General features: G+C 52.9%; 20 protein-coding genes and 1 tRNA gene. 13 read left to right on the forward strand and 8 right to left on the reverse strand.

From position 1 onward, the window contains the following. Nucleotides 1-10 precede the first annotated feature (10 nt). Nucleotides 11-2,353, forward strand: coding sequence for an endopeptidase La (gene lon / locus HEQ72_RS01125; protein ID WP_245184079.1), 2,343 nt, complete (start codon nucleotides 11-13; stop codon nucleotides 2,351-2,353). A gap of 265 nt (nucleotides 2,354-2,618) precedes the next feature. Then, complete coding sequence (locus HEQ72_RS01130) at nucleotides 2,619-2,891, forward strand: HU family DNA-binding protein (RefSeq protein ID WP_066136840.1); 273 nt, start codon at nucleotides 2,619-2,621, stop codon at nucleotides 2,889-2,891. Nucleotides 2,892-2,945: 54 nt separating this feature from the next. Here HEQ72_RS01130 and HEQ72_RS01135 read toward each other — a convergent pair whose 3' ends face one another. Beyond that, complete coding sequence (locus tag HEQ72_RS01135) at nucleotides 2,946-3,578, reverse strand: uracil-DNA glycosylase (protein WP_209315581.1); 633 nt, start codon at nucleotides 3,576-3,578, stop codon at nucleotides 2,946-2,948. Further along, nucleotides 3,565-4,239: an NYN domain-containing protein gene (locus HEQ72_RS01140; protein ID WP_168018957.1), complete on the reverse strand. Its 675-nt coding sequence runs from the start codon at nucleotides 4,237-4,239 to the stop codon at nucleotides 3,565-3,567. Before HEQ72_RS01140 ends, HEQ72_RS01135 begins: the two co-directional genes overlap by 14 nt. 183 nt (nucleotides 4,240-4,422) lie before the next feature. On the opposite strand from HEQ72_RS01140, the gene folK reads away from it, so the two are divergent. The 5 genes from folK (at nucleotide 4,423) to HEQ72_RS01165 (ending at nucleotide 9,257) form a co-directional block, all read left to right on the forward strand. Next, entirely contained in the window at nucleotides 4,423-4,929 is a 507-nt protein-coding gene (gene folK, locus HEQ72_RS01145) for a 2-amino-4-hydroxy-6-hydroxymethyldihydropteridine diphosphokinase (protein ID WP_168018955.1), read from the forward strand. A 92-nt stretch (nucleotides 4,930-5,021) separates the two neighbouring features. Beyond that, nucleotides 5,022-5,426, forward strand: a complete 405-nt coding sequence (rpoZ, locus tag HEQ72_RS11675; RefSeq protein ID WP_168018953.1) for a DNA-directed RNA polymerase subunit omega — start codon at nucleotides 5,022-5,024, stop codon at nucleotides 5,424-5,426. A 173-nt stretch (nucleotides 5,427-5,599) separates the two neighbouring features. Next, complete coding sequence (locus HEQ72_RS01155) at nucleotides 5,600-7,771, forward strand: RelA/SpoT family protein (RefSeq protein ID WP_168018951.1); 2,172 nt, start codon at nucleotides 5,600-5,602, stop codon at nucleotides 7,769-7,771. 66 nt (nucleotides 7,772-7,837) lie between these two features. After that, nucleotides 7,838-8,338 (forward strand): hypothetical protein, encoded by a 501-nt coding sequence (locus HEQ72_RS01160; RefSeq protein WP_168018950.1) that lies wholly within the window; start codon nucleotides 7,838-7,840, stop codon nucleotides 8,336-8,338. Between the two features lie 64 nt (nucleotides 8,339-8,402). Further along, nucleotides 8,403-9,257, forward strand: a complete 855-nt coding sequence (locus tag HEQ72_RS01165) for an alpha/beta fold hydrolase (RefSeq protein ID WP_168018949.1) — start codon at nucleotides 8,403-8,405, stop codon at nucleotides 9,255-9,257. A gap of 13 nt (nucleotides 9,258-9,270) precedes the next feature. Here the strand turns inward: HEQ72_RS01165 and HEQ72_RS01170 are convergent, their stop codons facing one another. Beyond that, nucleotides 9,271-11,274 carry a lytic transglycosylase domain-containing protein gene (locus tag HEQ72_RS01170; protein ID WP_168022353.1) on the reverse strand — a complete coding sequence of 668 codons (2,004 nt, stop codon included), beginning with the start codon at nucleotides 11,272-11,274 and terminating at the stop codon, nucleotides 9,271-9,273. A gap of 232 nt (nucleotides 11,275-11,506) precedes the next feature. Between HEQ72_RS01170 and dapA the strand changes: the two genes are divergently transcribed. Both dapA and smpB read left to right on the forward strand, forming a co-directional pair. Further along, on the forward strand, nucleotides 11,507-12,394 hold the full coding sequence (dapA, locus tag HEQ72_RS01175) for a 4-hydroxy-tetrahydrodipicolinate synthase (protein ID WP_168022354.1): 888 nt from the start codon (nucleotides 11,507-11,509) through the stop codon (nucleotides 12,392-12,394). 1 nt (nucleotide 12,395) lies between these two features. Further along, nucleotides 12,396-12,884 carry an SsrA-binding protein SmpB gene (gene smpB / locus HEQ72_RS01180; protein WP_168018946.1) on the forward strand — a complete coding sequence of 163 codons (489 nt, stop codon included), beginning with the start codon at nucleotides 12,396-12,398 and terminating at the stop codon, nucleotides 12,882-12,884. Nucleotides 12,885-12,927: 43 nt separating this feature from the next. Here smpB and HEQ72_RS01185 read toward each other — a convergent pair whose 3' ends face one another. Further along, nucleotides 12,928-14,118, reverse strand: coding sequence for a trans-sulfuration enzyme family protein (locus HEQ72_RS01185; protein ID WP_168018945.1), 1,191 nt, complete (start codon nucleotides 14,116-14,118; stop codon nucleotides 12,928-12,930). A 22-nt stretch (nucleotides 14,119-14,140) separates the two neighbouring features. Continuing rightward, complete coding sequence (locus HEQ72_RS01190; protein ID WP_322099458.1) at nucleotides 14,141-15,505, reverse strand: cystathionine beta-synthase; 1,365 nt, start codon at nucleotides 15,503-15,505, stop codon at nucleotides 14,141-14,143. A gap of 171 nt (nucleotides 15,506-15,676) precedes the next feature. Between HEQ72_RS01190 and HEQ72_RS01195 the strand changes: the two genes are divergently transcribed. Continuing rightward, a tRNA-Val gene (locus tag HEQ72_RS01195) sits at nucleotides 15,677-15,752 on the forward strand. 64 nt (nucleotides 15,753-15,816) lie between these two features. Here the strand turns inward: HEQ72_RS01195 and HEQ72_RS01200 are convergent. The 3 genes from HEQ72_RS01200 to HEQ72_RS01210 are packed head-to-tail and all read right to left on the reverse strand — an operon-like array spanning nucleotide 15,817 to nucleotide 17,261. After that, nucleotides 15,817-16,032: a SlyX family protein gene (locus tag HEQ72_RS01200; protein ID WP_168018944.1), complete on the reverse strand. Its 216-nt coding sequence runs from the start codon at nucleotides 16,030-16,032 to the stop codon at nucleotides 15,817-15,819. A gap of 7 nt (nucleotides 16,033-16,039) precedes the next feature. Beyond that, nucleotides 16,040-16,813, reverse strand: a complete 774-nt coding sequence (rquA, locus tag HEQ72_RS01205) for a rhodoquinone biosynthesis methyltransferase RquA (RefSeq protein WP_168022355.1) — start codon at nucleotides 16,811-16,813, stop codon at nucleotides 16,040-16,042. Further along, nucleotides 16,806-17,261: a type II toxin-antitoxin system RatA family toxin gene (locus tag HEQ72_RS01210; protein WP_168018941.1), complete on the reverse strand. Its 456-nt coding sequence runs from the start codon at nucleotides 17,259-17,261 to the stop codon at nucleotides 16,806-16,808. The genes rquA and HEQ72_RS01210 overlap by 8 nt, the downstream gene beginning before the upstream one ends. 557 nt (nucleotides 17,262-17,818) lie before the next feature. Here HEQ72_RS01210 and HEQ72_RS01215 point away from each other — a divergent pair. From HEQ72_RS01215 to HEQ72_RS01225, 3 genes are read left to right on the forward strand one after another with little or no spacing between them, the layout of a single operon-like run. Further along, complete coding sequence (locus HEQ72_RS01215) at nucleotides 17,819-18,184, forward strand: NADH-quinone oxidoreductase subunit A (RefSeq protein ID WP_168018940.1); 366 nt, start codon at nucleotides 17,819-17,821, stop codon at nucleotides 18,182-18,184. Beyond that, a complete protein-coding gene (locus HEQ72_RS01220) occupies nucleotides 18,175-18,723 on the forward strand; it encodes a NuoB/complex I 20 kDa subunit family protein (RefSeq protein ID WP_245183049.1) in 549 nt (182 codons plus the stop codon). Before HEQ72_RS01215 ends, HEQ72_RS01220 begins: the two co-directional genes overlap by 10 nt. A gap of 27 nt (nucleotides 18,724-18,750) precedes the next feature. After that, on the forward strand, nucleotides 18,751-19,398 hold the full coding sequence (locus tag HEQ72_RS01225) for an NADH-quinone oxidoreductase subunit C (RefSeq protein ID WP_168022356.1): 648 nt from the start codon (nucleotides 18,751-18,753) through the stop codon (nucleotides 19,396-19,398). Nucleotide 19,399: the final 1 nt, after the last annotated feature.

The following is a 19,399-nucleotide window of genomic DNA, read 5'->3' on the forward strand; positions in this document are numbered from 1 at the left end:
CTTCCCACACATGATTGTCCCACTGTTTGTGGGTCGTGAGAAGAGTGTCCGTGCACTTGAGGATGTTATGACGGATGACAAGCAGATCCTGCTTGTTGCCCAGAAAAACGCATCACAGGACGACCCGTCTCCGCAGGATATCTATGATGTTGGGACGCTTTCGACGGTTTTGCAGCTGCTGAAACTGCCTGACGGGACGGTCAAAGTTCTGGTGGAAGGTGGGCAACGTGCCCGTATTTCTGCTTATGGTCCGCGTGAAGAGTTTTATGAAGCAGGGGTCGTTCTGCTGGAAGAAGAAGAGGGTGACAGTCAGGAGCTTGAGGCTCTTGCCCGTTCTGTAACCAGCCGTTTCGAACAATACATAAAGCTCAACAAGAAAATACCGCCTGAAGTTCTTGTCTCGATCAATCAAATTGAGGATTCTGCCAAGCTGGCAGATACCGTAGCCTCTCACCTTTCCCTGAAAATTTCCGAGAAGCAGGAACTTCTTGAACTCCAGACCATTACAGAGCGCCTGGAGCGGATCTTGGGGCATATGGAGTCCGAGATTGGTGTTTTGCAGGTTGAAAAGCGTATCAGTAACCGTGTCAAGCGGCAGATGGAGAAGACCCAGCGCGAGTATTATCTGAATGAGCGCATGAAGGCGATCCAGAAAGAGCTTGGTGAAGGTGAGGATGGCAAAGACGAAATTGCCGAGCTTGAGGAGCGCATAAACAAGACCAAGCTTTCCAAGGAAGCCAAGGAAAAAGCTCTGGGCGAGCTGCGTAAGCTGAAGTCAATGAGCCCCATGTCGGCAGAAGCAACAGTTGTTCGCAATTATCTCGACTGGATGCTTTCTATTCCTTGGAAAAAACCCTCTAAAGTGCGCAATGACGTCAAGGCAGCGGGTAAAGTCCTTGATACGGATCACTATGGCCTTGAGAAGGTCAAGGAACGCATTCTGGAGTATCTTGCTGTTCAGCAGCGTACGCGCAAGCTGAAGGGGCCTATCCTGTGCTTGGTGGGGCCGCCCGGTGTCGGGAAGACGTCTCTCGGTCAATCCATCGCAAAATCGACAAATCGTAGCTTTGTTCGTGTCTCGCTTGGTGGGGTGCGTGATGAATCCGAAATACGGGGACATCGTCGCACCTACATAGGGTCGATGCCGGGCAAGGTTATTCAGGGCATGAAGAAGGCCAAGACATCCAACCCTCTGTTCCTTCTGGATGAGGTTGACAAGTTGGGGCAGGATTGGCGCGGGGATCCGTCCTCTGCCTTGCTGGAAGTGTTGGATCCCGAGCAGAATACCACCTTCCAGGATCATTATCTGGAGGTGGATTACGATCTTTCCGACGTGATGTTTGTATGCACGGCCAATACGCTTAGAATGCCGCAGCCTTTGCTTGACCGCATGGAGATTATACGGCTGTCCGGGTATACTGAGGATGAGAAAGTGGAGATCTGTCGGCGCCATTTGATACCCAAGCAAATGGAAGCCCATGGCCTGAAGAAAGATGAATGGTCTATTACGGATCAGGCTCTTCGTGATTTGGTTCGCTATTACACGCGTGAAGCCGGCGTTCGTAATCTGGAAAGAGAACTGGCAACCTTGACCCGCAAAGCAACCAAGGAAATTTTGTTGCGTGGTCTGAAAAAGGTCGCGGTTAGCCCAAAAAACCTGGAGAAATACGCCGGGGTCCGCAAGTACCGCTATGGAGAGGCGGAGCTGGAGGACTTGGTCGGCGTTGTAACAGGCTTGGCTTGGACAGAGGTCGGTGGCGATCTTTTGTCGATTGAGGCGGTTACTGTTCCCGGGAAAGGCAAGTTTACCGTTACGGGTCAGCTGGGCGACGTCATGAAGGAGTCTATAGAAGCGGCTCGATCCTATGTCCGCTCACGGGCAACGACGTTTGGTCTGAAGCCCACCATTTTTGATCGAAAAGATATCCACGTTCATGTTCCCGAAGGGGCGACACCTAAAGACGGGCCTTCTGCCGGGGTTGCAATGTCGACAGCTATCGTGTCGACGCTAACGGGCATCAAAATCCGGGCTGACGTCGCGATGACCGGCGAAATAACTCTGCGGGGGCGGGTTCTGGCAATCGGCGGACTGAAGGAAAAATTGTTGGCGGCTTTGAGGGGTGGTATCAAAACTGTTCTGATTCCGCAGGAGAATGAGAAGGACCTGGCTGAAATCCCTGACAATGTAAGGAAAGGTCTGCGCATCATTCCTGTTTCGACAGTTGATGAAGTCTTGGATCATGCCTTGGTTGAGCGTCCTGTGCCGATCGAATGGTCAGAGGATGAAGAAAACAAGGCTGCTGACATCGCACGTTCCCGTGACGATGATGTGACGGATATTCGACCTCATTGAGTGTTCCTACCTGTCTGAAACACGCGCCTGACGGGGTCCTTTCTGGACCCCGTTTTGTTATTGCATGCTGTTGATGTATGGATTTCTATTGGAAATATATCAATCCACAATTTAGGTAAGAGATGAAAAGAGAGAAATATACTCTTCCTCTATCAGTATGACGTTGACGGAATGCAGCGCTGATGATCTGATTTCTATTGTGCAGGTCCGGTTCTTCCGCAGATTCTGCCAGTTCTGTTTTTGTCATGACAGAAGGGAGCTTCACGTGAACAAAAGTGAATTGATTGCTGCCGTTGCCGAGACAAGCGGGTTGAGCAAGAATGATGCGGGGCGTGCTATTGACGGTATATTCTCCACAATCACCTCATCCCTCAAGAAAGGTGACGAGGTGCGGCTTGTGGGGTTTGGTACGTTCTCCATATCCCGGCGCGCAGCGACAGAAGGGCGCAACCCGCGTACAGGGGATGTCATAAAGATTCCGGCATCCAAGCAGCCAAAATTCCGGGCCGGCAAGGGCCTGAAAGAAGCCGTTCAATAAGAGGGAATTTCGTAAAGAATGCCGGGGCTTTTATCTCAAGGCCCCGGCACTTCTTTATGCGTCAAGTATTGGCAAAAGCGAGGCAATAACGCGCTCAAACATATCAAGCGTTAGACGCCCCGTATTCACGTTGTAGCGTGAGGTATGATAGGTGTTCACGACAATAGCCTTGCCTGGAATATGGTGTATGCGCCCATGGGAAAACGGCCACAGTGACTTTCTCTCATTCAGGACAGTCAACACAGAATCGTGTGCGATACGGCCCAATGCAAGAATGGCCCGCAAATCAGGCATGGCCGCAATATCGGCAGCAAGAAATTGACGGCATTGCCTCTGTTCTTCGGGTGTTGGTTTATTCTCGGGCGGAACGCACTTGACGGCATTGGTAACACGGGCTCCGGATAGCTCCAGCCCATCAGATGGGTCGGCCCGGAAGATACCTTGAGCCAAGCCATATTTTACCAATGTCGGATACAGGACCTCACCGGCGAAGTCACCAGTAAAAGGCCGTCCTGTGCGGTTGGCACCACGAAGACCGGGAGCGAGGCCAACGATAAGCAGCCGCGCATTCTTGTCGCCAAAAGGGTGCACAGGCCCATTGAACCAGCCCGGATTTGTCGTCCGGGCTTCTGCAATATAATGGTTCAGACGTGGGCACAAAGAGCAGTTGTGATCAGGAAGCAGCATTTTCGTCTTGCGTAACAGATACATCTTGTTGTGGTGCATTATGAGCTTGGTAATGCTGGCGTTCATCCTGACGAACAATACCGCTGCGGGAAATCAGGGGTTCGAGGTCCAGAAGTTCGAGGAAGTTGTCTGCTTGTCTGCGGAGGTCATCAGAGGCAATTGGCGATGAGGACTTGACCGTTGAAACAACTGTCACACGCAGCCCACGTTTCTGGACAGCTTCGACAAGTCGGCGCAGGTCGCCATCCCCGGAGAAAAGAACAATGTGATCCAGATGCTCGGACATTTCCATGACATCAACAGCCATTTCAATATCCATGCTTCCCCGTGCCTTGCGTCGGCCAGATGCGTCTACATATTCCTTTGTTGCAGGCTTTGTAACCATTGTGTAGCCGTTGTAGTCGAGCCAGTCGACAAGGGGCTTTATAGATGAATAGGGAGATTTGGTCTGTGGAACCGGTGAAGCCGGTGATTTAGCCGCGTAGTAATCTTGGTCTTCAATCAGTACGGTGTAGTAGAAGGCCCGGATAAGGCGTCCCTTGGTCGCAAACAAGTCCAGAAGCTTGCGGTAATCTATATCAAAGCCCAGTGCCCGGGCTGCCGCATACAGACTGGATCCATCAATAAACAGGGCAATGCGTTCAGCAGGGTAAAAAATCATGTCTTTTATTCCTTCAGTATGTTCGGTCAGGCATTGTGGTGCCGGAACGGTGGCAATACGTGCTGTCGTTAACTTCTGTGAAGGTTATAGTCCAGTGTTAAGAGAGGTCAACGGGGCTGCAAACAATTTTGCAGTATTCATCGCCAGTCTCGTTATGGGTATAGAGGGCAGGGAGCGTTTCTAGTGTCTGTTTTTGTTGCTTTTGGGGCAAATCTGGCAGGGCCTTGTGGTTCCCCTGCCCAAGCATTTGATGCAGCTGTTACATTGCTTGAGCGGCATAGTGTGCCTGTTACACAGCGTTCTTCACTGTGGGAGAGTGCTCCTGTGCCACGATCCGAACAGCCATGGTACGTTAATGCCGTTGTACAGGTTGATACAGATCTGGCGCCCCATGATCTTTTGGGTCTCCTGCATCGTATAGAGAGTGCAATGGGCAGGGTTCGTTCTGAGGCCAATGCTTCCAGGGCCATAGATCTTGATCTTTTAGCCTATCATGCTCAAGTCATTGGCCAGAAAGGTGGAGAGGGATTGATGTTGCCGCACCCACGACTGCATGAGAGGGCCTTTGTCCTGTTTCCCTTGCAGGAAATTGCTCCGAACTGGATTCACCCGGTTTCAGGAGCATGTATCCCCGATATGACGGCCGCCTTAGATCCTTCACAGGAAATCCGTTGCCTTGCCGCGCAGTAAGGATGGTTCTTGTCAGGGGGTGGACACTCGTTTATACAGGCAGACTTATCTGTCCTCCATTTTGTCCCTTGTTCTGTTTGCGGGAGAGCCCGATGGCCCGAGTTACCGTTGAGGATTGTGTTGTCAAGGTACCCAATCGTTTCGATCTGATTCTTGTATCTGCCCAAAGATCACGACAGATATCGTCCGGGGCTCCTGTGCTTGTCGAGCGTGATAACGACAAAAACCCCGTTGTTTCTCTTCGGGAAATCGCAGAAGACAAGGTTGATGTGAATAGCTTGCAGAGCGCTCTTGTCCAGGGGCTGCAGCGTCACGTCGAGGTCGATGAGCCTGAAGATGAAGACTTTGGCAGCCTCTCTGTTGAAGCGGTCGGAGAAATTGGTTCCATGATCATCTTGGATGATACGGATGACAGCTTGACCGTCCAGGATAGTGCGGAGACAAAGGGAGAAGGTGCCTTCGTCATGCAGGACAATGACTTTGATGAAGAAGGTTGATGGTCATATTTTGATATAAATCTCGGGTTAGTATTTGTGTTGCTGAAAGGGCTGTAATACCATGGTTATGGGTATGCAGCCCTTTCTTGTTCTGCCCTTGGCGTGTGTGTACCGGCCCCTTGTGTCGGACATGCTATTGGACTGATCTAGAAGAAAAAACAGGTGCTTGGCAAATGATGCGGCAGTATGAGCTTGTTGAGCGCGTCAAGGCCTATGATCCGACGGCGGACGAGGATGCCCTCAATCGTGCCTATGTTTTCGCTGTCCAAAGGCACGGATCGCAGTTGCGGGCGAGCGGGGACCCGTATTTCTCTCATCCTGTTGAGGTTGCTGGTATTCTTACCCGCTATCGCCTTGATACAGCGACTATTATTACGGCTCTTCTCCACGATACGATCGAGGATACGGATGTAACCCTTGATGAAGTTACACGCCTTTTTGGCGGTGATGTGGCGCGTCTTGTTGATGGTGTGACCAAACTGGCGCGCATAGAGCTTCAGTCAGACCAGACAAAGCAGGCAGAGAACTTCCGCAAGCTTCTTCTTGCTATGAGCGAAGATATCCGTGTTTTGCTCGTAAAGCTTGCGGATCGTGTGCACAACATGCGTACGCTGCACTACATCAAGAAGCCGGAAAAGCGTCGTCGTATTGCTCTGGAAACCATGGAAATATACGCTCCCTTGGCCGAGCGTATAGGCATGCAGGAGTTCAAGGTTGAACTTGAAGAAAGCGCTTTTGCAGAGCTGCATCCCGATGCGCATGCCTCGATTGTGGCACGCCTGCGCTATCTTGAAGAGCAGGGCGGAGATCTGGTTTCCCGCGTAATTGGTGAGCTTCGTGATACTTTGGCTCACGGGGGTGTGCAGGCAACATTATCAGGCAGGGAAAAAACGCCCTGCTCCATCTGGCGCAAGATGCAGCGCAAGGATGTCGCATTCGAGCAGCTATCAGACATTATGGCCTTCCGGGTTCTTGTTCCTTCGGTAGAAGACTGTTACCGGACGCTTGGGTTGCTTCATGCGGCCTATCCCATGGTTCCCGGGCGTTTCAAGGACTATATTTCAACGCCCAAGCCTAACGGTTATCAGTCTCTCCACACCGGTATTATCGGGCCACAGCGCCATCGGATTGAGATCCAGATCCGAACGCATGCCATGCATGATATCGCAGAGATGGGTGTTGCGGCGCACTGGAGCTACAAGCAGGTGGCGGTTCCTGCTGCTGGGACACTGACGGACGGGCGACAGTATCGCTGGGTGCGTGAGTTGTTGGAAATCTTGGATCACGCAACCAATCCAGAGGAATTTCTGGAACATACCAAGCTGGAGATGTTTCAGGACCAAGTTTTCTGCTTCACGCCCAAGGGAGATCTTATTGCCTTGCCGGGAGGCGCAACGCCGGTTGATTTTGCTTATGCGGTGCATACGCACGTTGGTGATACCTGTGTCGGGGCGAAGGTGAATGGCCGGATTGTTCCCTTGCGTTCCATTTTGTCCAATGGTGATCAAGTCGAGGTTATCACCAGCCCAAAGCAAACTCCCAATCCTGAATGGGAGCGTTTTGTTGCCTCCGGCAAGGCGCGCGCCCGGATTCGGCGCTATATCCGCAACCAGCAGAAAGACCAGCATACGGAGCTTGGGCGCAAAATCCTGTCCCAAGCCTTTCGTGATGAAGGGTACGAGATGACAGACAAGGCGCTGTCTGTCGTTCTGAAAAAATTCAAGGTTGATACAATCGATGATCTCTGTGCCCATGTGGGGGAGGGGATTCATACCGGGCGGGAAGTGGTTCTGGCCGTCTATCCGGGTCTCCGCATGGCCAAGCCTGTGGAAGAGACTCTGCCTCGGCCCCGGCATCTGGATGGTCGCCATCGAGAGAAGAATGGTAGCAGGAGGCATGCTGTTGCCATCAAGGGATTAATTCCGGGGATGGCGCTCCATTATGCAAAATGCTGCCACCCTCTTCCCGGGGATCGTATTGTTGGCATTGTAACAACTGGAAAGGGTGTTACAATCCATACTATTGATTGCGAACAATTGGGACCCTTTTCAGACCAGCCTGAGCGGTGGCTTGACTTGGCTTGGGATCAAGAAGGAACAGGGCAGAACTATATTGGTAGGGTTAATCTTGTTGTCTCTAATGAAACGGGCAGTCTTGGCGTTCTATCAACCATAATAGCCAAGAATATGGGCAATATAACAAACCTCAAGATAACTGGTCGAACTGCTGAGTTCTTTGATATGATTGTCGATATTGATGTTCGTGATGTGAAGCACCTTATTAATATAATAGCAGCCCTCAGAGCGACTCCTTCTGTCAGCTCGGTCGAGAGGGCAAGAAAGTAATTGTGCTTGTGATGGATAAGGCAATATGATGCCCTTTAATTGTAGAATCTTCTTCATGGTGGACGCGTGAGAGTTTCTTTTTTCTCGTTTGGCTTCTTTATTCTTTCTCTGTTGTCAGAGGGCGTTCTTGCTTCGTCTTGTCTCCACAAGGCCGATGATGAGGCGATTCGTGTTCGTCAACTTCATGTTGAGCTTATGGTTGCGGCTCTGAAATGCGGAAACGGTGGCTCTGGCCTTCGTGATAGCTATGGCCGTTATGTCCAAGCTCACAGCAGCGCGTTATCAAGTAATGCCAATGAGTTACGTGGCTACTTCAAGCGCTCTTATGGGAAGAACTCTGCCTATCATTTTGACCGCTTTATGACCCGCCTTGCCAATGACGCATCTATCCGCAGTCAGGGCATTACTTCATATTGTCAGGATGCGGCCAAGGTTCTTGATGCCGTCAATGCCTTGGAAACAGCCGAAGGCCTGAAGCGTTTTGCTGTATCTTCTATGCCCGCCCACGATGATAGCCTCCCACAGTGCAAGGTTTCAGGGCAGGAAGCCCGTACGGCAAGCCGCTAGCTCGCTGCTGCGTCCTGCTTCCCCGTAGTATATCAGCGCCACTCTCTGTTCAGGAGATGCCCAAATGCCTGAACCGCAGTCAGGAAGTACTTTGTGCCTGCGACCGGAGGGTTTTCGGCGTATGGCTTGGGTCGAGTGGGGACCGTCAGAGCATCCACTTGTTGTCTGCGCACATGGATTGACGCGCTCCGGGAGAGATTTCGATTTTCTGGCTCGCGCGTTGACACCTCGTTATCACGTTGTGTGTCCAGATATTCTGGGCCGAGGTCAATCCGACTGGCTGGCAGATTCTGCTGGTTATGCTTATCCGGGTTATCTGTCTGATATGACAACGTTGATATCCCGCTTTGGTTCTCCTCCTACCCTATGGATTGGAACATCCATGGGTGGGCTTATCGGTATGTTGTTGGCTGCCCTTTCCGGATCACCTGTTCAATACCTTGTCATGAATGATGTGGGGCCATTTATTTCCGATGCGTCATTAGAGAGTATCCGCAATTATGTAGGAGACACTCCCCTCTTTCCTGATTATTCTGACGCAAAAGCACAGATCCTTGATCGGTATGCAGATTTTGGTCCGATCCCGGAATCCCGCCAAGATCACTTTGTGCGATCTTCTCTCAAGTCGGATTCAGAGGGTGGGGGATTTCGTTTTCATTATGATCCGGCTATTGGGCTTCCATTGCGGGCTGCAGCCGGTCAGGATGTTGATTTATGGCCCGTATGGGAAAGCCTTACAATACCCGTGTTGGTTCTGCGAGGGGAACGATCCAGTCTTTTATCCCGTGAAACAGCGAACCGCATGGGCATGCGGCCCGGTACCAGCGTGATTGAAGTCAAAGAATGCGGCCATGCGCCATCTCTTATGGAGGAAGATCAGATCAGGCTTGTAACAAAATGGATTTTCTCAATACTGTGAATTACCACGGTCATCAGCTTCCTAAGTCACGGCCGATCCGGAAGGCGTCCTGAGTGTATCCCAGACGATAGCGATAAACAGCGACAGCTTCCATAACCCTTTGCACATAGTTACGCGTTTCAGGGAACGGAATGCGTTCGATCCAGTCAAGCATGTCAATTTCTCGGGTGCGGGGGTCTCCGTACTCACGGGCCCAGCGGGCAGGGCGTCCTGGACCTGCGTTATAGGCTGCAATGGCCATGGCATAGGACCCATCGAAGCGCCGTAAAAGCGTCGAGAGGTAATGTGACCCCAATGAGACGTTCAGATCCGGGTTCCGGTTCAGCACCTCGCTGCCTTTCATGGACACGCCGCGCTGCTTGGCCACAGCTTTGGCTGTGGCGGGCATTAACTGCATCAAACCGCGGGCACCGGCCGCACTGATTGCGCCGGTACCAAAGTTACTTTCTTGGCGAATAACAGCAAGAATCAAAGCCTTTTCCGGCCCATCAGGTAACGTAAAATCCGGCAGAGGATATGCCGTATTCAGGTCGTGATGCCCTTTTTGGGCTGCACGGCGCGCGATCGCAACGCCGGCCTCTGTCCCGGCTTCGCGTGCGATGTTCAGGGCAATGGCCCGCTCTCCTGGTGTTTTGGCATCTTCGATCAGGCGAATAAGAAACGGCATCATCTCTTGCTGCCGTCCTAGGGAGGCCAGGGCCAAGGCTGTAAGGGTCAGCGACCGTGCGCTGGCGGTTTCCTTCTCGTCGCCGGAAGCCTGTGGCGCGGGAGGCAGTGACGGTATGGTGCCCGTACGCTCGGCAGCTAGTTGACCGTAGAACGTTGTCGGTTCGTCGGCAGCCCGAAGATAGGCTTTCTTTGCTTCTGCGCTGTCACCAAGCGTTTCCAAGGCTCTCCCGATCCAGTAGTGAGCCCGGGCAACGCTGATAGGAAAGCTGACGGCAGACGCAACATTGCGAAAATGGGGCAGGGCCATTTTGGGGCGATCGAGAAAGCGCAGGGCAATCCACCCGGCCAGCCACTCTAGATCTGCGTAGACGGCTCCACCTTGAATGGCATGCCTACGAGCCATGTCATAGGCCCTGCGATAATTTCCCTTGTCGAGCATCGCTCTGGCCAGAACCAGTCTCTCTTTTGCCCATAGATCCGGTTTTCCCTTGTCCGCAGAGGGGTGACCAAGAAGTTCGGCAGCAGACTCTTCCAAGTTTTTCTGGCGTCGGAACACCATGCGGTCAAAGACAAAGCCCGGGTCGTCAGCGCGGTTGCGGGGAACGTTACGGACAAGCTTGTCTGCGGCACCAGAGCGTTCCTGCAGCGCGATGCGGGCCAAGGCAACCGCGCGGGTATCGGCATCGACCCGTTTCTCCTTCAAAAGGAAACGAGCATCGCCAAGATCCCCGGCCCACAGGCGCTCATCAAGACGTTTTCTGTGGTCCTGATTTCGAAGCCACTTCCCGAACCGGGCGAGCAGGCGGTTTTCATCGCTCCGTGCCAGTCCGTAACTGATCCATGTGTCACGGATCAACTCCTCGGCTTCGCCTTTCCTGCCTGTGGCCAGAAGGGCTTCGGCCATAAACATACGACCACGCCCTGTCCGTGGTGGCCAAGCTCGAAACCATTCGAGGAGATCTTCGGGGTCCTCATCGCCTGTCATTCGCTCCTCAGCCTTGCGCTGCAGGACCGACATCATGGGCCAGTCTGGATATTTTGCGATGAAGTCGCGGACATCGGAAAAGTTTGGGGTGCTGTCGTTATCAGTGAGCCAGCGCCACCTGAGATAGTTCACAAGCACCGGGTTGTCGGCAAGCTGTCCATTGCGCAGGGCATCATCCCATCGGTCAGAATCCGCATCCGACAAGGCCCGTGTATACAGAACCTGATCTCCAGCGTTCAACCCACTGAAATGAACGGATGCCAAGGCTGACGAGGTTGATACCTGTAACCCGGCAACAAAAGCCAGAACCGCGACGGAGTTCCGTATATCCCGCAAGATCAGCAACGCTCGGCTTGCCCCCAAGTTTGCAGGGTATGCCCTGCTTTCCGGAACAACTCTATACTTTTGGCTGTATAGCAGATAGGGCGTACTGTGGCATATGGAATTTGAATGACAGCAACATACTATATGTTTCTTGTTTTCGCAGAATTCATGGTCCAGGAATGCTTGCCCCTGGATTGATGGATCGTTATTGTCTTGCCTTGGCTTGGGGCCTTTGATGTGCCCGAACAAACCATGCCTGACGGAGCCAACCATGTACAGCGGGTCTTTTACAGCCCTGATTACGCCATTTTCTGCGGATGGGTCTGTTGACGAGCGGGCCTTCCAGGACTTTGTCGTGTGGCAAATCAACAAAGGTACCAATGGCCTTGTTCCTGCGGGAACAACGGGGGAGACGCCAGTACTCAGCCCAGATGAATACAAAAGACTTCTGAGATTGTGTGTCGAGGCCGCTTCTGGCCGTGCTGTCATCATGGCTGGATCGGGCACCAATTGTACTGCCGAATCCATAGAGCGCACACGGTACGCAGAACAAGTTGGTGCCAACGCAGTTATGGTTGTAACGCCCTACTATAACAAGCCCACACAGGAAGGACTGTACCAACACTACAAGGCCATACACGATTCCTGTAATCTGCCTGTGTTCATTTATAATATCCCCGGGCGGAGCGTTGTGGACATATCACTGGACACGATGAAGCGTCTTGCCGAGTTGCCGAGGATAGCTGGTATCAAGGATGCGACGGCTGACTTGTCGCGTCCGTCGCAGCTGCGTCTTGCCCTTGGCGACAGTTTTTGCCAGTTCTCCGGGGATGACCATACATCGGTTGCCTTTCTGGCCCAGGGTGGGCATGGCTGTATATCCGTAACTTCAAATATTGCTCCCCGCCTGTGTGCTGACTTGTACCGCGCCTGGGAAGAGGGAAACATGGAAAAGGTGAGTACCTTGCGCGATCGTCTCGTCCCGTTACACAATGCTCTGTTTTGTGAAACCAATCCGGCCCCGGTCAAGTATGCTGCCAGCCTGATGGGGCATTGTTTGGACCGTGTTCGTCTTCCCTTGGTTCCAGCCAGTCAGAATGCCCGGGAACGTGTACGCGCCGCGATGACGGATGCCGGCCTTCTGGAGGCTGTTTCCTGATATGTCAAAGCCTTCCGGGAATGGCCTCATCAGCAAGGGGCCTGTTGCTCAGAACCGTCGTGCACGTTTTGATTATGCGATCAGTGATACCTTTGAAGCCGGCATTGTCTTGACCGGTACCGAGGTAAAATCCTTGCGACACGGGCATTGTAATATTACCGAGGCCTATGCAGGGCGTATGGGCGATGGGATCGATGTCTGGCTTTACAACGCCTATATCCCCGAATATCAGTCCAAGTCCCCCTTCTCGCATGAAACAAGGCGTCCCCGTAAGCTTCTTTTGCATCGCAAGGAGGCGCGGCGTCTTCTTGCAGCCTTGGCACGGCAAGGCATGTCTTTGGTCCCGATGTCCTTGTACTTCAATGATCGTGGCATTGCCAAACTTCAGCTTGGCTTGGGTAGCGGCAAGAAGAAGGGAGACAAGCGCGAAACGGTCAAGGAAAGAGACTGGAACCGCCAGAAGCAAAGGCTGATGCGCGACAAGGGGTAAGAGAAAAGGCTGCATCCGGAAGTCAGATGCAGCCTTCTTTGTTTCAGGCCGGATTGATGGTGGTCAATGCCTGTTCCAAGTCTGCGATCAGATCATCCGGATCTTCTACCCCGACCGACAGCCTGACAACGCTGTCTGTAATCCCCAATGTCTGCCTGCGCTCTTCCCCCAAGCTGGCATGAGTCATCAAGGCCGGATGATTGACCAAGCTTTCAACACCACCGAGGGATTCAGCCAAGGTAAAGACTTCCAGCGCTTCCAGGAAACGCTTGGTTCCAGCCAGATCTGTGTTCAGGCGGATGGAAATCATGCCCCCGAACCCGCCTGTCATTTGCCGTTGTGCAACGCTGTGTCCGGCATGTCCGGGAAGGCCGGGGTACCAGACGTGGTCAACAAGCTTGTGTCCTGACAGGAAGGTAGCCAAGGTCATAGCGCTGCGGCAGTGACGCTCCATCCGCAAGGGAAGCGTCTTCAAGCCCCTCAGGGCCAGGAAGCTGTCAAAGGGGGACAAAATAGCACCCGATGCATTTTGCAGAAATTCAAGCCGTTCTGAAAGTTCTGGTGCGTCTGACGAGGTTACAACGGCTCCCCCAACCATGTCAGAATGTCCGTTCAGGTACTTGGTGACAGAGTGCACAACTAGATCAAAGCCCAGTTCCAGCGGGCGCTGCAGGGCTGGTGAAGCAAACGTGTTGTCGGCAACAGTCAGGATACCATGCTTGCGCCCAAGGGTTCCAATGGCAGCCAGATCAGCGATTTTCATCAGGGGGTTGGTCGGTGTTTCAACCCAGATCATTCTGGTATCAGTCTGGATCGCATCCCGCAGGGCATCGATGTTATCAGCAGGAACATACGAAACCCCGATATGCTGCGTACGTTTGCGAACGCGCTCGAACAGGCGGTATGTTCCTCCATACAAATCATCAACAGCAATAATGTGTGCGCCGGGGTCAAGAAGGTCAAGAATGGCTGCTTCTGCCGCCAAGCCGGATGCAAAGGCAAAGCCGCGGGCACCGGATTCCAGACTGGCAAGGCAATCTTCAAAGGCACGCCGTGTCGGGTTGCCGGATCTTGAATATTCCCAACCGGTGTGTTGCCCCGGGCTGCTCTGGGCATAGGTGGAGGTAGCATAAATCGGGGTCATAACGGCCCCGGTCGAGGGGTCAGGGGCCTGTCCAGCGTGCACGGCACGTGTGGAAAAGCCCCTGGAATGTTTTGAAGAGTGGGAGGACATTGGGAAAGGCTCCGTCAGCGGATCAGGTGTCAAGCCGATTGCGCAGGTGTGTGATCAGGTCTATGCGGGTAATCAGGCCATGGAAGGTCCCATCAGACCCGACGATCAACGCAGCACGGTTATGGTTGAACAGGCGCACCAGATCCCTGAGGGTGGCAGAGGGCAGAACGGTTTCCGGATTTTTTGTCATCGCCGAGGATACAGTGTCGGCCAAAGTATCCGGATCATCCAAGGCTGCGAGAAGGATATCGGACTCATCCAGTACGCCAACAAGCCGGTCGCCTGACAAGACGGGCAATTGGGACACGTCGGCTTGCTTCATCCGGTTACAGGCTGTTTTCAACGTGTCATCCGGGCCAACGGTGATGGTTTCTCCACGTTGGTGACTGCGACTGATCAAGTCACGCAGGTCACCGTGCTTCAAGCGGTCCAGGAAGCCGTGTTCATCCATCCATTGGTCATTGAACATTTTTGACAGGTACTTGTTGCCGCTGTCACACACAAAGGTGACAACACGCTGCGGCGTGTCCTGCTCCTGAATGTAACGTAATGCGGCAGCCAGAAGGACGCCGCAGGAGGATCCCCCCAGTATTCCTTCATGCCGAAGCAGGGAGCGTGCGGTTTCAAAGGCCTCCCGGTCACCGATCGTATAGGCATGTGAAACGTTTGAGAGGTCGGCAATGGGGGGGAGGAAATCTTCGCCTATTCCTTCGACCAGCCAGCTTCCGGCCTGTCCGATCTTGCCGCTCCGGATGTACTCTGCCAGAATACTGCCGCGTGGGTCAGCCAGTACAATACGCGTCTTGGGACTAACTCGTTTGAAAAAACGTGACAGTCCGGTCAGGGTGCCGCCCGAGCCAACACCACACACAACAGCATCAACATTGTGCTCCATCTGTTCCCAGATTTCAGGACCGGTTGTTTCCTCGTGAGCCGCTGGGTTGGCCGGATTGGCAAACTGGTTCACATAGACAGCGCCCGGGATGCTGGCAGCAAGGCGTTCGGCCTTTTCTTGGTAATAATCCGGGTGTCCCTTTTCCACATCAGAGCGTGTCATAACAATTTCTGCACCCATGGCTTTCAGGTGCTGTACTTTTTCTTTGCTCATTTTGTCGGGAATGACCAAGATCAACCGGTATCCACGGGTTGCCGCCACCAGGGCTAATCCAAGCCCGGTATTTCCGGCTGTAGCCTCCACCAAAGTGCCGCCAGGTTTAAGAGCCCCTGTTTTTTCAAAGGATCGAACCATGCTCAGGCCGATACGATCCTTGATGGATCCTCCGGGATTATGGTTCTCCAGCTTGGCAAAAAGACGTGATCCTTTTGTATCAAAAGACATCAGTTCAATCAGGGGGGTGTTGCCAATCAGGTCCAGACAGGTCTTCACAAAGTCGCTCCTGAAATATATAGCCAAAAGGGCAGGGCGATAGATAGCACAGGTCAATCGAGAGAAAACGATAATAACGGCAGAATACCTTTGTTTTTCGCCCGGAAGGCCGAAATCTTTTCTTGCAAACAAGAAGCGGGTGGGCTATTTACTCCCCCGCATCCACAGGTGGGGCGGTTAGCTCAGTTGGTAGAGCGTCGTCTTTACACGGCGAATGTCGGGAGTTCGAAACTCTCACCGCCCACCATGTACCGGGTTGAAAGTCAGCCGGACAGATGCCTGCCGAAATCGCGATTCATAGTCTTTGCTCCTCAGTAATGAGGAGGCTTGCGTGATTCATGGGATGGCTCCAGTGTTTCCAGAGCGTGGCGCAGGGCGTTTACCGTTTTGGCAAGATGCGTGACAGCGTCCCATTGACGGGTCATAACGTCACTCAATTCCTGCTGCGTCTTTTCAAGATGCGCCACGTGGATTTCCAGCTCATCAATACGGTGAAGCAGCTCATGTTCTGTTGTCATGGATGGCATCAGCTTTTCATTTGGATATTTCGTTTTCGGTATCAAGGGGTGCGCTTTCTTTCATTATGTCTTGCGGGGTGAGTTGGCGTCGCTGTGCTATTGTTTTCTGATACAGCCCGCCAAAGCATGTTTCCTTCTTCCATAACCAGCCTTCCATCCCTGCGCATATGTGGGAAATTTCATGTGCGACCATGCTGCTGGCATAGGGTTCCAGGTAATGAAAAACAGCCGACAGAACGGGGCGCAATGGATGCCATCGGGCAGGGCGATGGTAATCTATAAAAATGCAACGCCCTGACGGCGTGAGGCTCTCGAGAAGGTTTCTGACAATGGAAGGCCTGTCCTGCTTCGGAACTTCATGCAGAAGAAAAAAGCATACTACCGAATCATAGCGCTTTTTGGAAGGCTGGCGGGCATCGTGCTGATAAACATGCGCATGCGTGATGTCCTGCATTTTATGCGTTGTAAGTCGTACCTGGACAGGTGCGATATCACGTATATCAAGCAGACCGGTCGGGCCAACAGCGTCTGCCAGCTTACGCGAGAAATTACCGTAGACAGCCGCTGGCTGCATGATGCGGCTACCGGGCTGTATTTCCTTGCAGGCCCACGCGCACAGGCGCGACGCATTGCCCCATAAGATCGTGTTGACGATAGCCTGGCGATCAAAGAAGCGTGTGCCAAACGGTGAAAGATAGGCCCATGCATAGGTTTCCCTGAGATAGGTCGGCACAAGTGCTTCATTAGCTTCTGGCGCGACGCGTACGGGGCCCCCATTTCCATCAGGCATGTGTATTCGCCTCGGTCTTTGCATAGAGCGCATCAGCTCTTTTCTCGAAGGCATCAACAATACGCTGGATTGATGACTCGGAAAAAAGGCCGGAGAGCGTGTTCAAGGTTCCGGAGCGGAAGTCAAAATCCACGTGAAGCGTTACCAAGCATTTTTCGTGTGGCTCAGGCACAAAGGTCCAGTCGAGAAACATGAAGCGAAACGGTGTATCCTGACTTCGCACGGAGATTGACGATGGATAGTCCAGAAAAGTGTCTGTGTGGAAACTATAGCGCAAAGGACCGGCCCTTAGTATCTGTTCGGCCTTGTAGTGTTTATCTGTTGAGCTTTTTACACGAACCGCCTGCCAGAAAGGAACAAATTCAGGGTAACGGGCAACATCTGCAACCAGGGTAAACATCTGGGCTGTTTTATAGGGAACCTTCTTGCCAACAGTCAGGGATGTCATTGTCGTGCCCTCTTGGTTTTTACGGGGCATGTCAGCCCAGCGAGGTTTGCAGGCGTATGGTATGTTTCCGACAGACATATATGATCCAGAACTTGGTGTGTAATACTCCTGCCTACCCTCCTTGTGACGAGATGAAAACACCCCTGTCAATACGCATGTTTTCTTGACTTGGGACAATCACCCGGATTACATCACGCCGTTTCCGTATGGGCCCGTTTTTGCCGGGTTTTTCATCAAGCTTTGTCTCAGGGCATGCTTTATGTGTCTGGGGGGAAGTTTGTAACAGATCAATGACCTGTCCGTTGGATCAGGTCGGGTGTCTGGGTTAATATGGCGACGTTCCAGCGCAAGCTGGGCCCGTGCGGCATTTTGGAGAGAAGCACGCGGGTGGTTGTGTGTTGTACAGGAGAGGTGTGGATACTTCGGGCAGGAATCTATGGTTCTGCCTCCGGTTTCGTTTGATGCAGGCTGTTTGGTCTGTGTGGAATCCGTTGTATCCTCCAGTGTCTTTATCCTGATGCCACACTATCCGCTGTAGCAGGAGGTTGGAGCCACTCATGGAGGATCTGCTCCGCGAATACCTGCCGATTCTGATTTTCCTCGGAATCGCAGTCGCTATTTCAGGGATTGCCATCTTGGCATCCCGTATTGTTGCTTCCCAGCGACCTGATCCTGAGAAGGATTCGGCCTACGAGTGTGGCTTTGAGGCATTTGACGATGCGCGGGCCCGTTTTGACGTTCGCTACTACTTGGTCGCTATCCTTTTCATCATTTTTGACTTGGAAGTTGCCTTCCTGTTCCCGTGGGCTGTCAGCTTCGGAGACATTGGTTTGCTGGGATTTTGGTCGATGATGATCTTCCTTGGCGTGCTGACCATCGGCTTTATTTATGAATGGAAGAAAGGGGCTCTCGAATGGGAGTGAGCGGACAATCCGGCGCCGGTGTTCCGGTTGCGCCTTCCGGTCAGGGCGATTCCTTTGTCCAGACAGTCAATGATGCTTTGCAGGAACGTGGTTTCCTGCTGTCCTCCGTGGACAGTCTTGTCAACTGGGCACGTACTGGCTCCCTGTGGCCAATGACGTTCGGACTTGCATGCTGTGCCGTGGAGATGATTCACGCCTACATGCCCCGTTATGACCTGGACCGTCTGGGCGTGGTACCCCGGCCCAGTCCGCGCCAGTCGGATGTCATGATTGTTGCCGGTACATTGACCAACAAAATGGCGCCTGCCTTGCGCAAGGTGTATGACCAGATGGCTGAGCCACGCTGGGTTATTTCCATGGGCTCCTGTGCCAACGGTGGCGGGTATTACCATTACTCTTACTCTGTTGTGCGTGGATGTGACCGGATTGTGCCTGTTGATATCTATGTTCCCGGTTGTCCACCAACGGCTGAGGCCCTGGTATACGGGATTATGCAGTTGCAGAAGAAAATCCGCCGTACGGGCGGCCTTCACCGCTGATACGTGAAAGACAGTCGGAACAAGACGATGAAGCTGACCGAAGAGCAGGTACAAGCCCTGAAAGATCTGGGAGCGCATATCGCGGCCATGTTGCCCGATGATGTCGTCTCTGTTGCTGTGGTAAGGCAGGAGCTGGTGGTAACCATCAATCCTACCAGTGTCATCAGGGTGATGATGGCCTTGCGTGACGATGCGACCTGCAAATTCACGCAAATGGTCGAGCTTACCGCTGTCGACTATCCCGAAAGGGAAAACAGGTTCGAGATCGTATACTGCTTGCTGTCCATGACGCATAACCAGCGGGTTCGGGTCAAGTGTATGGTTGACGGAGAGATGCCCCTGCCGTCCATTACGTCAGTGTTCTCGGCTGCAAACTGGTTTGAGCGCGAAGTCTGGGACATGTACGGAATCTTTTTTGCTGAACATCCGGACCTGCGGCGTATTCTGACTGACTATGGTTTTCAGGGGCACCCCCTGCGCAAGGACTTCCCTCTGACAGGGTACGTCGAGATGCGCTATGACGAAGACCAGAAACGCGTGATTTACGAACCTGTCAAGTTGGCGCAGGATTTCCGCACTTTTGACTTCCTGAGCCCGTGGGAAAACATGACCACTCGCTGGCTGCCCGGTGATGAAAAAGCCGGCGTTGAACCGCCAAAAGCCGGGGAAAAGTAAT

This window comes from Haematospirillum sp. 15-248, assembly GCF_012102665.1.
GTDB lineage: Bacteria > Pseudomonadota > Alphaproteobacteria > Rhodospirillales > Rhodospirillaceae > Haematospirillum.

Coding starts and splice junctions, on each gene's coding strand:
- lon (WP_245184079.1), top strand. CDS start 11: ATGATTGTCCCACTGTTTGTGGGTCGTGAGAAGAGTGTCCGTGCACTT.
- HEQ72_RS01135 (WP_209315581.1), bottom strand. CDS start 3,578: ATGCTGCTTCCTGATCACAACTGCTCTTTGTGCCCACGTCTGAACCAT.
- HEQ72_RS01140 (WP_168018957.1), bottom strand. CDS start 4,239: ATGATTTTTTACCCTGCTGAACGCATTGCCCTGTTTATTGATGGATCC.
- rpoZ (WP_168018953.1), top strand. CDS start 5,022: ATGGCCCGAGTTACCGTTGAGGATTGTGTTGTCAAGGTACCCAATCGT.
- HEQ72_RS01155 (WP_168018951.1), top strand. CDS start 5,600: ATGATGCGGCAGTATGAGCTTGTTGAGCGCGTCAAGGCCTATGATCCG.
- HEQ72_RS01165 (WP_168018949.1), top strand. CDS start 8,403: ATGCCTGAACCGCAGTCAGGAAGTACTTTGTGCCTGCGACCGGAGGGT.
- dapA (WP_168022354.1), top strand. CDS start 11,507: ATGTACAGCGGGTCTTTTACAGCCCTGATTACGCCATTTTCTGCGGAT.
- smpB (WP_168018946.1), top strand. CDS start 12,396: ATGTCAAAGCCTTCCGGGAATGGCCTCATCAGCAAGGGGCCTGTTGCT.
- HEQ72_RS01185 (WP_168018945.1), bottom strand. CDS start 14,118: ATGTCCTCCCACTCTTCAAAACATTCCAGGGGCTTTTCCACACGTGCC.
- HEQ72_RS01200 (WP_168018944.1), bottom strand. CDS start 16,032: ATGCCATCCATGACAACAGAACATGAGCTGCTTCACCGTATTGATGAG.
- rquA (WP_168022355.1), bottom strand. CDS start 16,813: ATGCCTGATGGAAATGGGGGCCCCGTACGCGTCGCGCCAGAAGCTAAT.
- HEQ72_RS01210 (WP_168018941.1), bottom strand. CDS start 17,261: ATGACATCCCTGACTGTTGGCAAGAAGGTTCCCTATAAAACAGCCCAG.
- HEQ72_RS01215 (WP_168018940.1), top strand. CDS start 17,819: ATGGAGGATCTGCTCCGCGAATACCTGCCGATTCTGATTTTCCTCGGA.
- HEQ72_RS01220 (WP_245183049.1), top strand. CDS start 18,175: ATGGGAGTGAGCGGACAATCCGGCGCCGGTGTTCCGGTTGCGCCTTCC.
- HEQ72_RS01225 (WP_168022356.1), top strand. CDS start 18,751: ATGAAGCTGACCGAAGAGCAGGTACAAGCCCTGAAAGATCTGGGAGCG.